Genomic DNA, 13,077 nt, shown 5'->3' with positions numbered 1-13,077 from the left:
CGTCTCCTTGCCCGATCCTGCTCGGCATCGTGATAGCGGCCCGGGACATCAGGCCGAGACGTTCAACCCCGATCCGTTGGAGGCCGTCGCCACGCGGTTGCTGGCGGCCTGCTTGGCCCTGACGAGAGCCGTCTCCGCGGCGCGGGTGAGCGCGTCGGGCCCCACGATCCCGTTCCGATGGCTGGCCGAGCTCACCCCGGCGGTGAGGGTCACGAAGAACGCGCCGCCTCGCTCGGTCGTCATGGGGCGGGACGAGAGGGCGAGCCGGAGCCGATCGGCCAGGGTGTTCGCGGCCTCGGCGTCGCACCCGGGGAGAATCACCAGAAACTCGTCGCCCCCGTACCGGCCGAGGCCGTCGTAGGGGCGCAGCACGCGTCGGAAACGCTGGGCGGCTTCGCGCAGCGCCATGTCGCCGGCCGCGTGACCGTACGTGTCGTTGATGAGCTTGAAGTCGTCCAGGTCGGCCAGCACGATCGCCAGCGGCGCCCCTTCTCGTTGCGAGCGGGTCAGCTCGCGGCTCAGACAGTCGAGCGCGGCGTCGCGGTTCCAGACGCCGGTGACGGAGTCCAGCGTCGTCTTGACGCGGATCGTCTCCCGGGCCTCGGCCAACTCTTCCCGGAGCTCCACGAGCCGTTCGCCGATCCGAAGACGGGCCCGCAGCTCGCCTGCGTCCACCGGCAAGGTCAGATAGTCGTCGGGACCGGGCTCGTGCCTGGCCGTCGGGTCCGGCTCCTGCTCCGGCGGGGTCAGAAGGACGGTGTAGGTGGCCGGCGCCGGCGCCTGTTTGAGCGCGGAGCAAATCCGCGCGCCATCCATGCCGGGCAGGCTCACATCCAGGAGGGCGAAGTCCGGCGGGTTTTGCCCCTGCAGCACCTGCCAGGCTTCCGTGCCATCCGTACAGGTCGTGGCGTGGTAGCCCCATTGGGCCACCGCAGTTTCCAGGACACGCCGAACCAGCGTGTCCTGCTCGGCGATCAAGACCCGCATGCCTCCCCTCCCGGTCCTGGTCATCGTCTCCGATCCGCTCCCGCGGGGAGCAAGCCCTTCCGGCTTTCCACCGGGGCATTCTCCGCGCCTCCGGCGCTTTCCCCCTCAGGCGAGCCGGCCGGGTTCGATCGGAGATCCAGCCCCTCGTCCCTTCGATTCGAGCAGCAAGCCGACCCCTGTACGGGGGCAGGGCACGGAGCCAGCCCTGAGGGCGGGAGAGGCCTGCCTTATCCATTCAGATATCGTGATCGGCTAACTGTGGCCGCGACTTGAGGGATTTCTGAAACCGTGGTGCCCGCGCCGCGCCTTCTCCGCCTATCCCATCCAGTTGCCAAGGCGGGAGGGTTCATGCTAGGAGCCTACCCCCGTCCGGACGGCGTGGGGCGTGAGGCGACGGGGCGACGCGGGGAAGGGGTGACGCGGAGCGGGGGATGGACATCGGGCTCGGTGTGATCGGACTCGGTCGTCACGGGATGCGGTACGCCCGCCATCTGCTCGAAGGCGTGGAAGGCTGCCGCCTGGTGGCGGTGTCGCGGCGCGACGCGACGGCCGGCGGTCCGTTCGCCCGGGAGCACGGGCTGGCCTTTTTCACCGACTGGCGCGACCTCCTGGCCTTGTCCGAAGTGGAGGCGGTGATCGTGGTCACGCCCCCCTCGCTGAACCACGACATCTGCCTGGCGGCCGCCCGCGCCGGCAAGGCCATGCTGATCGAGAAGCCGCTGGCCTTTTCCACCGAACAGGCCCGGACCATGGTCCAGGCGGCCCGCGCGGCCGGCGTGCCCCTCATGACCGCGCAGACCCTGCGGTTCACGCCGGTGCTGCAACGGCTGCGCGAGCGCTTGCCGGACGTCGGCTCGCTGGAGTACCTGACCCTTTGCATGCGCGGCGAGCGGCCTCCGCATGAATGGCTGGATCGCCCGGATCAGGCCGGCGGCGGGGTCGTGCTGGAGATCGGGATTCACCTGTTCGATTTGATCCGGTTTTTGACCGGCTCGGAGGCCGTGGAGGTCTCGGCCGAGACGGAACGCCGGCACACGCGGAACCTGGAGGACCTGGCGCATCTCCGTTTTCGTCTCGCGTCGGGCATGCCCTGCTACGTCGAGGTGTCGCGGGTCTCCGGAGGGCGGATGTGCCGGGTGGACGCGGTGGGCTCGGCCGGCGAACTGGTCGCGGACGTCGGGCCCGGCACCCTCAGCCGGATCGAGGGATGGAAGACCGTCGAGGTGGAGCCGGTGCCGGATCGCCCGACGCTCGTCACGGTGCTGGAGGCCTTCGCGCGGGGCGTGGCGAAGGGCGGGCCAATGCCGGTTACGGGCGAAGACGGTCTGCGCGCCGTCGCGATGGCCGAGGCGGCCTATCGTGCAGCGGCCGCAGGCCGGCCCGTGCAGATAAGAGGAGAGCCTATGGCTGATGGCCTCTAGCACAGGCGCAGGCCTACGGCGATCCTCTCGTTCTGAGCCATAAGCTATAAGCCATACGCCATTAACTCTTTTCTTCGTGCGATGGACTCGGTCGCGCTCTTCCAGGCGCGGACCGTTCAGCACGGCTATCCGGCGCCTTCAGCGAGCGTGGTGTGCTACCTTGTGCAATTCGGAGCGGACGCGCTCGCCGGCTTCCGGACCGGCTGCCTGCCCATCGAGCCGCTCCGCATGGAATTCTGACGAGTTGGCCGTTTTCGGTCCCGCGGTTGCACGGGTACCGATGTTGCTTTAGTCCGGACACAGGATGCCTGGTTCCTGGCTGGACATTTTCCCGACGGGTGTGTAGGCTGCATCCCTGTTCCACAGCCGTTCCCGGCCTCACGGTGCCGTTCCTTGACTGACTACGGAATCGCGAGTGGGCTCAGCGCGTCTCATCCAGCAGCTAGCCGCGCTCAATAAGCTGGTCCTGGGCGAACGCCTCCAACCCGACGACTTGCGCACGGGGCTCGGCCGCCTGGCGAAGGCCGCAGCGCAGACCCTCCAGGTCGAGCGGGTGAGCGTCTGGCGCTTGACTCAGGGCCGGACTGCGGCCCGCTGCCTCGAGCTCTACGAGCTGAGCCATGCCCGCCATTCCTCCGGCGTCGAAATTCCCGTCAACGACTACCCGCTCCATTTTCAGGCGATCGGCAGCGGCGACGTCATCGCTGCCGACGACGCCCTGACCGATCCTCGGACCAAAGAGTTCCGCGAGTCCCGCCTGTTCCCGCTGGGCGTCACCTCGATGCTGGCCGTGCCGATGCACCTCGTCGGCGGGCCGGGAGGCGCGCTCTGGCTCGAGCACGTCGGCCCGCCGCGCTCCTGGTCTCCCGAGGAAACGATGTTCGCGATGGGGGCCGCGGCGCTCGCGGCCCTCGTGATCGGCCAGTGGGAGCATCGGGAGGCGGAGGAGACGCTGCGGGTCAAGGAGGAACGGTTCCACTTCGCGTTCAACGCCTCCCGCGTCGGGGTGTGGGACTGGGACATCCTCGGCGGGCGGGTCACCTGGTCCGAGCGGGTCGAAGCCCTCATGGGCCTCCTGCCCGGCTCGTTCGACGGGACGTATGAAGGGTTCTTGAGCTGCGTCCATCCTGCGGACCGCGAGTTCCTGACCCAGGCCATCGCCGCCGCGGTCAACGACGGGAAGGACTACGACGTCGAGCACCGGGTCGTGTGGCCGGACGGGAGCGTGCACTGGCTGGCCTGCAAGGGGGACGTCTATCGGGACAAGGCCGGCCGGCCGGTGCGCATGAGCGGGACCGTGATGGACGTCACCGAGCGCAAACGGGCGGAGGAGGCGCTGCGGGAGAGCCAGGAGCAGCTCCGGCAGGCCCAGAAGATGGAGGCCGTGGGCAAGCTGGCTGGCGGGATCGCCCACGACTTCAACAACCTGCTGACGGTCATCACGGGCTACAGCCAGTTGCTGCTGAGCCGCCTCGACCAGGGCCATCCCCTGCGGCGGGAGATCGAGGAGATCAAAAAGTCGGGAGACCGGGCCGCCTCCCTGACGCAGCAGCTCCTGGCCTTCAGCCGGCGGCAGGTGCTCATGCCCAAGGCGCTGGACCTGAACGACGTGGTGTCCGGCATGGGCGGGATGCTCCAGCGGTTGCTCGGCGAGGACGTGGACCTCATCACCAACCTGGATCCGGCGCTGGGCGCGGTGAAGGCCGATCCGGGCCAGCTCGAGCAGGTCATCATGAACCTGGCCGTGAACGCGCGGGACGCCATGCCGCACGGCGGCAAGCTCACGATCGAGACCGCCAACGTCCAGGTTCGGGAGACCAGGGTCCACGGGCCGCACGTCATGGCTCCCGGGCGGTACGCCCTGCTGGCCGTCAGCGACTCGGGCTGCGGGATGGATGCGGAGACCCAGGCGCGTATCTTCGAGCCCTTTTTCACGACCAAGGGGACGGGAAAGGGGACGGGACTGGGGCTCTCCACCGTCTACGGCATCGTCAAGCAGAGCGGCGGGTACGTCTTCGTGTACAGCGAGCCGGGGCGCGGCGCCACGTTCAAGATTTACTTGCCGCGCATCGACGAGGCGATCGAAGGGGTGCCCACGGCGACGGCCGACCCGGGGCAGCCGAGCGGAACCGAGACGGTCCTGCTGGTCGAGGACGAGCCGGGGGTCCGGGGTTTCGTGCGCGAGACCCTGCACCTGCAGGGCTACCGGGTCCTGGAAGCCAGGCACGGCTTCGAGGCGCTCGTGATCGCGACTCGCCATCAGAACCCGATCCACCTGCTCCTGACCGACGTCGTGATGCCTCAGATGAGCGGGCGGGAGCTGGCCGATCAACTCGTCTCGATGCGCAAGGACCTGCGCATCCTCTACATCTCCGGCTATACGGAAAACGCCGTGGTCCACCACGGCGTCCTGGAGCCCGGCACCGCCTTTCTCCAGAAGCCGTTCACGCCCGACGTGCTGATCCGCAAGGTCCGGGAAGTGCTGGACGCACCCGCTCCGAAAGCCCCGCGATGATCGCGGCCATGCTCGACCGGCGGTTCTCCCTGCGCGCCAACGGGACCACAGTCCGGACCGAGGTGACGGCCGGCGCCACCACGTTCCTGGCCCTCTCCTACATCCTGTTCGTGCAGCCCGCCGTCCTGGCGACGGCCGGCATGGATTTCGGGGCGGTGCTGGCGGCCACCTGTCTGGCCAGCGCCTTCGCCACCCTGCTCATGGGGCTCCACGCCAACTACCCGATCGCCCTGGCTCCGGCCATGGGCCACAATGTCTACTTCGCCTTCACGGTCTGCGGCGCGATGGCGGCGGGGGGCATGGGCGTGCCCTGGCGAACCGCGCTGGGCGGCGTGTTCGTCTCCGGCGCGCTGTTCCTCATCCTGTCGCGGTTCGGGTTCCGGGAGCGGCTCCTGAACGCCGTGCCCGACGCCCTGAAGCACGCGATCGCGGTCGGCATCGGGCTCCTGATCGCGTTCGTGGGCTTGCAGTGGGCGGGGATCGTGGTGGCCCGGCCCGGCATCCTGGTCGGGCTGGGCCGGCTCGATTCGCCGCCGGTGCTCCTCTCGCTCTCCGGCCTGCTGCTGACGGCGGGGCTGGCGGCCAGGGGGAATCAGGCCGCCATCCTGTGGGGCATGGCGGCGACGACGGCGATCGGGCTGACGCTGGGGCTCGTGCGCTACGAGGGCTTGGTCGGCGCGCCGCCGTCCCTGGCCCCGACGCTGCTCCAACTGGATCTCGGCGGGCTCCTCTCCCATACCGGGTTGCTGATCGTCTTCACCTTCTTCTTCCTCGCCCTGTTCGACACGATCGGCACCCTGGTCGGCGTCGGCGCCCAGGCGGGGTTTCTCAAGGACGGGCGGCTGCCCAGGGCCGAGAAAGCCCTGGTCGCGGACGCGGCGGGGATGACGGCGGGGGCGGTGCTCGGCACCTCCACGATTACCAGCTACGTCGAGAGTGCGGCCGGCGTGGCGGCCGGAGGCCGCACCGGCCTCGCCAGCGTGGTCACGGCCGGCCTGTTTCTCGCGGCTCTGTTCTTCGCCCCCCTCGCCAAGATGGTGGGCGGCGGCACCGTGGCGCCGGACGGGACGCACCTCTATCCCGTGATCGCCCCGGCCCTGATCCTGATCGGGAGCTTCATGGTGCGCGGGATCACCTCGGTGCCCTGGCACGATCCGACGGAAGCGATTCCCGCGTTCCTCACGATCCTGCTCATGCCGGCGACGGTCAGCATTACCGAGGGGATCACCTTCGGGCTGGCGTCCTACACGCTCCTGAAGCTCGTCACCGGCCGGCTGGGCGAGGCCCACTGGCTGATTCACCTGTTCGCGGGGCTGCTGACGCTGCGGTACGTCGCCGCGTGAAGAATGCGGGGTGGTCGGTGGTCAGGGGTAGGGGAAGTGCCGAGAGGGGGATGGCCTTCGTTCATGAACCACCAACCACCGCCCCCTGACCGTTCTCCCTATCCGCGGCTGCTGGCGGAGGGCGATGCGGCGGTGACGGTCGAATTCGGCGCCACGATCGATCCGGCGGTCAACGACCTGGTCCTGGCCTTCGCCCGGGCGGTGGAGGAGCAGGGAGAGAGGGATTGGCCCGACTTGGTGGAAGTCGTGCCGACCTACCGCTCCGTCACCCTGTACTTCGATCCGCTGGTTGCGGATTGGCAGCGGCTGGCGGACCGGCTGCTCGCGCTGGCCGCCGGGATCGAGCCGGCCCGGAAGGCGGCGCCGCGGACCGTCGAGGTGCCGGTCCTCTACGGGGGCGAGTTCGGACCGGATTTGGATGACGTGGCGGCCTTCGCCGGTTGCTCCCCCGACGAGGTCGTCGCCTTGCACAGTTCCGTGACCTACCGGGTCTACATGCTCGGGTTCAGCCCCGGCTTCCCCTACCTGGGCTCGGTGCCGCCGGCCCTCGCGATGCCGCGTCTGGCGACGCCGCGGGCGAGCGTGCCGGCGGGATCGGTCGGCCTCGCCGGCTCCCAGACAGGGATCTATCCCCAGGAGAGTCCGGGCGGGTGGCGGATCATCGGGCGGACGCCGTGGCGGCTGTACGATCCGGCCCGTTCCGAGCCGTTCCTGATCGAGCCGGGCGATCAGGTGCGATTCGTGCCGATCACGCGGCAGGCGTATGAACGACTCCAGGCGCGGGACGAGAGCCGGTGAAGGGTGATGAGTGATGGGAGGACCAAGCGTGAGCGCTCAACCCATCACCCTTCACCTATTACTGAGTCGTATGCGGGTTGATTTGAATTGCGACCTGGGCGAGTCCGCCGATCCGGACCGGCTGGCGATGGAGGAGCGGATCATGGCCTCCGTGACCTCGGTCAACGTCGCCTGCGGGGTCCATGCCGGCAGTCCCGACGTGATGCGGCGGACCGTGCTGGCGGCGCGCCTCCACGGCGTGGCGGTCGGCGCCCATCCGGGGTTCCCGGACCGGGAGGGCATGGGACGAACTGAAGGCACGGTGCCGGTCGCAGAGGTGGAGCGGCTCGTGGCCGACCAGGTCAGGGCGCTTTCCGCCGTGGCGGCTGAGGAAGGGGTGACGCTCGCCCACGTCAAGCCGCACGGGGCCCTCTATCATCTGGCGGCCAGGGATCGGTCGGCGGCCGAAGCGGTCGCCCGAGCCGTGGCGGTCGTGGACCGCCGGCTGGTTCTGTTCGGCCTGGCCGGCTCGCCGGCAGTCGAGGCGGGCCTGGCACTCGGCCTGACCGTGGCCGAGGAGGCCTTTGCCGACCGGGGCTACCGGGCCGACGGGTCTCTGGTGCCCCGCGGTCAGGCCGGGGCGCTCATCACGGACGAGCGCGAGGTCGCCGCCCGGGTGCTGCGTCTGGTCCGGGAGGGGACCGTGGAGACGGTGGACGGGGCCATCCTGTCGCTGCGCGCGGACACGATCTGCCTGCACGGCGACACGCCCGGCGCGGATCGGCTGGCCCGACTCGTGCGGCGAGAGTTGATCCGAGCCGGCGTCAGGCTGTTGCCGGTGGGAGCCAGCGATGCGGCGTGAGCCGTCCCCCGCGCGTCTGGCCGTCGTCCGTCCCGGGTGGCTCACGACGGTGCAGGACCTCGGCCGGTTCGGGTTTCAGCGGTTCGGCATGCCCCCGGCCGGGGCGATGGACCCATTCGCGCTCCGGTGCGCCAACCGGCTGGTCGGCAATCCGGACCAGGCGGCGGCGCTGGAGATCACGGTACAGGGACCGGAGATCCGGTTCGAGGAGGAGGCCGTCATCGCCTTCACCGGCGCGGACCTGACGCCAACCATGAACGGCGCGCTCCTGCCGGCTTGGACGACGGTGATGGCTGGAAAGGGGAGCAGGCTGACGTTCGGCGCTCGCCGTTCCGGCGCCCGCTCCTATCTGGCTGTCGCCGGCGGCTTTGACCTGCCGATCGTGCTCGGCAGTCGTTCCACCCACCTGCGCAGCCACACGGGCGGCTTCGCCGGCCGTGCGCTGGTGAAGGGTGACACGCTGCACGGAGGGAAGCCGAACCCCGGAGTCTGGCGATTGGTCGGCCGGTCCCTGCCGGATGCCGCCAGGCCTGGCTACAGCCCGACGCCGATCCTGCGAACCGTGCCCGGCCCCCAAGCCGATTGGTTCACGCCGGACACGGTCAACAACTTCCTCGGCGGCCGGTATCGGGTCTCTTCCCAGTCCGATCGGATGGGGTACCGTCTGCTCGGGCCGGAACTGGACCGAGCCGGCCGGGAAGACATGGTCTCCGAGGCCGTTCCCCTGGGAGCCTTGCAGGTCCCGGCCGACCGGCAGCCGATCCTGTTGTCGGCGGACCGTCAAACGACCGGCGGCTATCCGAAGATCGCCGTCGTGATCTCCGCCGATATTCCTCTTGCGGCCCAGCTCCTGCCCGGCGATTCGGTCCGCTTCGCGCTGATCGAAGTCCCCGAGGCGCAGGCGCTCTTCCGGGCTCAGCGTGCTGCGCTCGATGCCGCGTTGCCGCCAATTGGTTAGGGGCAAAGGCGCAAGAACCGAAGGAAAGAAATGGTCAGGGGTCAGTGGTCGGTGATGAACGACAAGAAGTCTTACCCTGCTTCACCGACCACCACCCCCCGACCACGAATCTTCTTGCCTCGCGCCCTACTTCATCCTGGTGGCTTCCTTCACGGGCGGCTCGATCTTGATCTGGGGCCCCTGGACCTTGGGAAGCACTCCGGCGCCTTCACTCTTGAGGAGCCGCTGGTTGTTGGGGTCGTTCAGGTTCTGCTTCACGTGGGCGTCCTCGGCGGCTGCCGCGTCCAGGGCAGCTTTCTCTCCCACAGCGTTGGTCTGACCCGGGTCGTTCGCGAGCGGCTGGCCGGTGACGGGAGAGACCGCGTTGCCGGCCGGGTAGCCCGGATGCTTGGGCAGCATGGCTGGGTTGGCGAAGCCCAGGGAGACGGCGAAGCCGATCACCAGCACGATCGTAATGATGAAAATGGCGGTCCTCATGGCGATCACTCCTTTCGTGAAAAAACACAAAGGCCTTCCCGGCAGGCGCAGCCCGAGAAGGCCCGATTGGAGGTGCCGACGTGTGAAACGGAGGGGCTGTGGCTGGTTACCCCGGAGCCATGACGAGTCCTCCATCCGACAGGGGATCAACGCAATCCAGCATGCGCTCTGGCGCCGAAGTTTGTCAACCCTCCGGATTGGGCCGGTCAGCTCTGTTGACAGGCGCTCCTTGGTTTCCACAGAATCAGCCAGATTTCTTCATGAACGAAGGGGGAGCGGACAGATGAAGAGCGAAATCTTGTATCCGGGAGCGTTTCCGATGGCGCGCGTGGAGCTCGCGGCGGGAGAGTCCATCAAGGCGGAGTCCGGCGCGATGGTGGCCGCGTCGCCGACCGTGGACGTGGAGAGCAAGATGGAGGGCGGGTTCCTGGGCGCGCTCTCCCGGAAGATGCTGAGCGGGGAGAAGTTCTTCTTCCAGACCCTGCGGGCGACCCGAGGCCCGGGCGAGGTGCTGCTGGCCCCGACCGTGCCCGGCGACATCCTGATCCTGGAGCTCGACGGCGTGAACGAGTACCTGGTCCAGAAAGACGGGTTTCTGGCCGGAGCCGAGGGCGTCAAGATCGAGAGCCGGATGCAGAGCCTGAGCCGCGGCCTCTTGGGCGGGGAAGGGTTTTTCATCCTGCGGGTCAGCGGGACCGGGCAGTTGATCTTGAACAGCTTCGGGGCGATCCACAAGGTCGAGCTCAAGCCGGACCAGGAATACATCGTGGACAACAGCCATCTGGTGGCCTGGACCGCCACGACCTCCTACAACATCGAGAAGGCGGCCGCCGGCTGGATCGCCAGCTTCACCTCTGGCGAGGGTTTCGTCTGCCGGTTCCGCGGGCCGGGTGTCGTGTACATCCAGAGCCGCAACCCCGGCGGCTTCGGGGCCTGGCTCCAGCAGTTCATTCCGGTCGCCGAGTGACCAACGCGAAATGCTGAGTGATGAATGATAAACGTTAAACCCGTTCATCTCTCGTCTTCTATTCATCGCGCATCGTTTATCATTCAGCGATGAGTGTCTCCCACAACGCGCTCTGCTTCGGCGGCCGGCTTCCCGCGGAAGGGGCCCCCTGTTTCGTGGCGGTCTCGGGCTCCGGTCTGACCCTCTCGTTCCCCGGATCGCCTGAGGAAACGGTGCCCTTCAGCCTGCTGTCGGTCGAAGCGGGCGGCTTCGACCACGACCACCTCGTCGTGAAGTGGGTCTCGCAGGCGGAAAAGCGGACCCTCTACCTCAAGGACCCGGCTTTGATCCGAGCCTTCCGCGGAGCCGCGCCGCCTGAATTGACGGGGGAGCTGGAACGGACTGCGGCACGGGTGCGTGGCTCACGTCTGCGGCGGCGGACGTGGCTCCTGGCGGCAATCGGGGCCGTCGCGGCTTTCGTCCTCCTGCTCTGGCTCGGGTCAGACGTGCTCGTCAGGCTGGCGGTCAGCCGGGTCCCGGTCGAGTGGGAGAAGGTTATCGGGGAGGCGGCGCGCGGGCAGTTCCTGGCCGGGCAGGCCGTCGTGAAGGACGGGCCGGCCGTGGCGGCCGTGCAGGAGATCACCGAGCGGTTGGCCGACCAGGTGCCGGACAGCCCCTATCGGTTCGAAGTCACGGTCGTGCGGAGCGACGTGGTCAACGCCTTCGCCCTGCCGGGCGGCTATGTGATCGTCTTGACCGGCCTGCTCGAGAAGGCGGAGAGTCCGGAGGAAGTGGCCGGCGTGCTGGGGCATGAGCTCAACCACGTGCTGCTGCGGCACGGGACGGAGCGCATCGTGAAGACGATCGGGATCGCAGCCGTGGTGACGATCCTGGTCGGGGACCGGCAGGGGCTGGTCGGGCTGGCCAAGCGTCTGGGCATCGAGTTGGCCACGTTGAAGTTCGGGCGGGAGCAGGAGACCGAGGCGGACCTGGAAGGGCTCCGGCTGCTGCACCGGGCCAGGATCCTGCCGGACGGGATGATCCGGTTCTTTGAGCGTCTCTCGGAGTCGGACAAGCTCCAGGTCGAGATCCTCTCCACCCACCCGATGAGCGCGGCGCGCGCGGAACGGCTCAAGGCCGAGGCGGCCGCCCTGCCCAGGCAGGAGCCGTTGCCCTTCTCGTTCGACTGGGGCGCCGTGCAAGCCGGGCTCTGAGAGCGGAGGCTGCTGTGCGCATCGGGGTGATCGCGGACACGCACGGCCTGTTCGACCGGGAGATCCCGCGCCATTTTGCCGGAGTGGATCACATCATCCATGCCGGCGACATCGGCGACCGGTCCGTGATCGAGCGGTTGGAGCGGATCGCGCCGGTGACGGCGGTCTCCGGCAACGTGGACGGCTATGGGCGGAGCAGCTTTCGCCGGGAGGCGATGATCGAGCTGGCCGGACGGCGGATCGCGATCCGCCACGTCCTCTATGAAGGCGGCCAACTCACGAAGGAAGGGCGGGCCTTCCTGGAGCGGGAACGGCCGGACGTCTGCGTGTTCGGCCACACGCACCGACCAAAAACCGAATGGTATGGCCCCACGCTCCTGTTCAATCCCGGCTCAGCCGGTCCAAGACGCTTCAAACTGCCCCGCTGCCTTGGCCTCCTGACGATTGACGGGCCTACGGTTGTTCCGAGCCACATGGTCCTTGCGGATCGGCCCGAGCTGGAAAATCAGATCGGGCGGCTTGACAAGCTAAGGGAATGTCGCTAGAAGGGCTGGGCCGTTCGCTGGTCAGGGCTTGAAGACATGCGGAACCCCAACGGCTGGTTCCTCGGAACCCTGTTGTTTACTGGGCTGCTTACCCAAGGCTGCTCCTCGGCCGTGGGGGTCTGGCCGGTCACCCAGTCCCACTATGTCAACGAGGACCTCAGGGTCGTTCCCATCGGGCCGACTAAGGCCACCGCCGGCGACTGGGTTTTCACCTTCGGGGGCCTCGCGGACATCATGCATCCGGATATCTCCCAGAAGGCGGTGCGGGAGGCCATTCGGGAGAAAAAGGCCGATCTGTTGACGGACTACACTCTCTCCCTGCGAGGCACAAGGTTCCCCATCTTCCTGATTCCAGGCCTGGATTTTTGGTGGATCTCCTGGACTGCCGAGGGGACGGCGGCCAAGGTCGAATCGGGCCAGCCGGCACAAGCTCCTGAACCGGCTAAGCCGATGAAACCGGGGGAGCGATGAGAGCCTCCTGGGTCGTGGCAGCGGGGCTTTTGGTCCTGACGGCCGGCTGCACCACCAAGCTCGGAACCAATATCGCGACCGATCGCGTGATCTCGCCTGGAAGTCGCGTGGAGCTTTTGGGCCAAGTCCGGGCCTCGATCACGTACGGACAGCCTCTATGGGCGCCCGGTGCGGATCATGTGATGTACGAAGAAGTCCGACAGGCCGCGCTCAAGCAGAAAGGCGGGGATCTGCTGATCAACGCGAAAATCACCACCACCCTGACCTCCTACCTTGCCATCTATTACAAGACCGAAGTCGCCATCGAAGGCACGGCGGCAAAGCTCCTCGCTCGCGAGCGTTCCGCTCCATCACCCAGAATGCCCTCGCCGTCGGGGAAACCCTGACTCTCTGACGCTCGCCTGCTGTACGAAATACGTAGCTGTCTGATTTTTCCTTCGTAAACTGCCTGGGCTCTGTTATACTCGCTCGCATTCTGCCTGCCGACACGTGACGGGCGCTAGCCTGCAGAAAACGCTTGCAAGAAGGAGGTGTCGTTGCTGATGAGAAAACTTGTCGCCA

14 protein-coding genes are annotated in these 13,077 nt (G+C 67.9%); 12 read left to right on the top strand and 2 right to left on the bottom strand.

What is annotated here, in order from left to right:
* Positions 1 to 48 precede the first annotated feature (48 nt).
* Positions 49 to 987 (bottom strand): diguanylate cyclase, encoded by a 939-nt coding sequence (locus AB1411_11890; GenBank protein ID MEW6544301.1) that lies wholly within the window; start codon positions 985 to 987, stop codon positions 49 to 51.
* A 431-nt stretch (positions 988 to 1,418) separates the two neighbouring features.
* On the opposite strand from AB1411_11890, the gene AB1411_11885 reads away from it, so the two are divergent.
* The 7 genes from AB1411_11885 (at position 1,419) to AB1411_11855 (ending at position 8,863) form a co-directional block, all read left to right on the top strand.
* Entirely contained in the window at positions 1,419 to 2,408 is a 990-nt protein-coding gene (locus AB1411_11885; GenBank protein ID MEW6544300.1) for a Gfo/Idh/MocA family oxidoreductase, read from the top strand.
* 81 nt (positions 2,409 to 2,489) lie between these two features.
* Positions 2,490 to 2,648, top strand: coding sequence for a hypothetical protein (locus AB1411_11880; protein ID MEW6544299.1), 159 nt, complete (start codon positions 2,490 to 2,492; stop codon positions 2,646 to 2,648).
* 175 nt (positions 2,649 to 2,823) lie between these two features.
* Positions 2,824 to 4,923, top strand: a complete 2,100-nt coding sequence (locus AB1411_11875) for a PAS domain-containing protein (GenBank protein ID MEW6544298.1) — start codon at positions 2,824 to 2,826, stop codon at positions 4,921 to 4,923.
* Between the two features lie 8 nt (positions 4,924 to 4,931).
* Positions 4,932 to 6,266: an NCS2 family permease gene (locus tag AB1411_11870; protein MEW6544297.1), complete on the top strand. Its 1,335-nt coding sequence runs from the start codon at positions 4,932 to 4,934 to the stop codon at positions 6,264 to 6,266.
* Positions 6,267 to 6,329: 63 nt separating this feature from the next.
* A complete protein-coding gene (gene pxpB, locus AB1411_11865) occupies positions 6,330 to 7,064 on the top strand; it encodes a 5-oxoprolinase subunit PxpB (protein ID MEW6544296.1) in 735 nt (244 codons plus the stop codon).
* Between the two features lie 70 nt (positions 7,065 to 7,134).
* Positions 7,135 to 7,905: a 5-oxoprolinase subunit PxpA gene (locus AB1411_11860; GenBank protein MEW6544295.1), complete on the top strand. Its 771-nt coding sequence runs from the start codon at positions 7,135 to 7,137 to the stop codon at positions 7,903 to 7,905.
* Positions 7,895 to 8,863 (top strand): biotin-dependent carboxyltransferase family protein, encoded by a 969-nt coding sequence (locus AB1411_11855; GenBank protein ID MEW6544294.1) that lies wholly within the window; start codon positions 7,895 to 7,897, stop codon positions 8,861 to 8,863. Before AB1411_11860 ends, AB1411_11855 begins: the two co-directional genes overlap by 11 nt.
* A 126-nt stretch (positions 8,864 to 8,989) precedes the next feature.
* Here the strand turns inward: AB1411_11855 and AB1411_11850 are convergent, their stop codons facing one another.
* Positions 8,990 to 9,340: a hypothetical protein gene (locus AB1411_11850; protein MEW6544293.1), complete on the bottom strand. Its 351-nt coding sequence runs from the start codon at positions 9,338 to 9,340 to the stop codon at positions 8,990 to 8,992.
* 283 nt (positions 9,341 to 9,623) lie between these two features.
* On the opposite strand from AB1411_11850, the gene AB1411_11845 reads away from it, so the two are divergent.
* The 5 genes from AB1411_11845 (at position 9,624) to AB1411_11825 (ending at position 12,902) form a co-directional block, all read left to right on the top strand.
* Positions 9,624 to 10,307 (top strand): TIGR00266 family protein, encoded by a 684-nt coding sequence (locus AB1411_11845; protein MEW6544292.1) that lies wholly within the window; start codon positions 9,624 to 9,626, stop codon positions 10,305 to 10,307.
* Between the two features lie 89 nt (positions 10,308 to 10,396).
* A complete protein-coding gene (locus AB1411_11840) occupies positions 10,397 to 11,500 on the top strand; it encodes a M48 family metallopeptidase (GenBank protein ID MEW6544291.1) in 1,104 nt (367 codons plus the stop codon).
* 14 nt (positions 11,501 to 11,514) lie between these two features.
* Positions 11,515 to 12,045: a metallophosphoesterase family protein gene (locus AB1411_11835; GenBank protein ID MEW6544290.1), complete on the top strand. Its 531-nt coding sequence runs from the start codon at positions 11,515 to 11,517 to the stop codon at positions 12,043 to 12,045.
* Positions 12,046 to 12,081: 36 nt separating this feature from the next.
* Positions 12,082 to 12,516 (top strand): hypothetical protein, encoded by a 435-nt coding sequence (locus AB1411_11830; GenBank protein ID MEW6544289.1) that lies wholly within the window; start codon positions 12,082 to 12,084, stop codon positions 12,514 to 12,516.
* Positions 12,513 to 12,902 (top strand): hypothetical protein, encoded by a 390-nt coding sequence (locus AB1411_11825; GenBank protein ID MEW6544288.1) that lies wholly within the window; start codon positions 12,513 to 12,515, stop codon positions 12,900 to 12,902. The genes AB1411_11830 and AB1411_11825 overlap by 4 nt, the downstream gene beginning before the upstream one ends.
* The last annotated feature ends 175 nt before the right edge of the window (positions 12,903 to 13,077 follow it).

The sequence above is a fragment of the Nitrospirota bacterium genome (genome assembly GCA_040757595.1).
Classification (GTDB): Bacteria; Nitrospirota; Nitrospiria; order Nitrospirales; family Nitrospiraceae; genus JBFLWP01.
The sequence above is the reverse complement of the archived record's forward strand: the minus strand, read 5'-3'. Positions and strand labels throughout refer to the sequence as shown.

What these genes read in the sequence shown, in the direction of transcription:
- AB1411_11830 (MEW6544289.1), top strand. Translation starts at nt 12,082, where the DNA reads ATGCGGAACCCCAACGGCTGGTTCCTCGGAACCCTGTTGTTTACTGGG.
- pxpB (MEW6544296.1), top strand. Translation starts at nt 6,330, where the DNA reads ATGAACCACCAACCACCGCCCCCTGACCGTTCTCCCTATCCGCGGCTG.
- AB1411_11860 (MEW6544295.1), top strand. Translation starts at nt 7,135, where the DNA reads ATGCGGGTTGATTTGAATTGCGACCTGGGCGAGTCCGCCGATCCGGAC.
- AB1411_11870 (MEW6544297.1), top strand. Translation starts at nt 4,932, where the DNA reads ATGCTCGACCGGCGGTTCTCCCTGCGCGCCAACGGGACCACAGTCCGG.
- AB1411_11825 (MEW6544288.1), top strand. Translation starts at nt 12,513, where the DNA reads ATGAGAGCCTCCTGGGTCGTGGCAGCGGGGCTTTTGGTCCTGACGGCC.
- AB1411_11890 (MEW6544301.1), bottom strand. Translation starts at nt 987, where the DNA reads ATGCGGGTCTTGATCGCCGAGCAGGACACGCTGGTTCGGCGTGTCCTG.
- AB1411_11850 (MEW6544293.1), bottom strand. Translation starts at nt 9,340, where the DNA reads ATGAGGACCGCCATTTTCATCATTACGATCGTGCTGGTGATCGGCTTC.
- AB1411_11880 (MEW6544299.1), top strand. Translation starts at nt 2,490, where the DNA reads ATGGACTCGGTCGCGCTCTTCCAGGCGCGGACCGTTCAGCACGGCTAT.
- AB1411_11885 (MEW6544300.1), top strand. Translation starts at nt 1,419, where the DNA reads ATGGACATCGGGCTCGGTGTGATCGGACTCGGTCGTCACGGGATGCGG.
- AB1411_11845 (MEW6544292.1), top strand. Translation starts at nt 9,624, where the DNA reads ATGAAGAGCGAAATCTTGTATCCGGGAGCGTTTCCGATGGCGCGCGTG.
- AB1411_11855 (MEW6544294.1), top strand. Translation starts at nt 7,895, where the DNA reads ATGCGGCGTGAGCCGTCCCCCGCGCGTCTGGCCGTCGTCCGTCCCGGG.
- AB1411_11840 (MEW6544291.1), top strand. Translation starts at nt 10,397, where the DNA reads ATGAGTGTCTCCCACAACGCGCTCTGCTTCGGCGGCCGGCTTCCCGCG.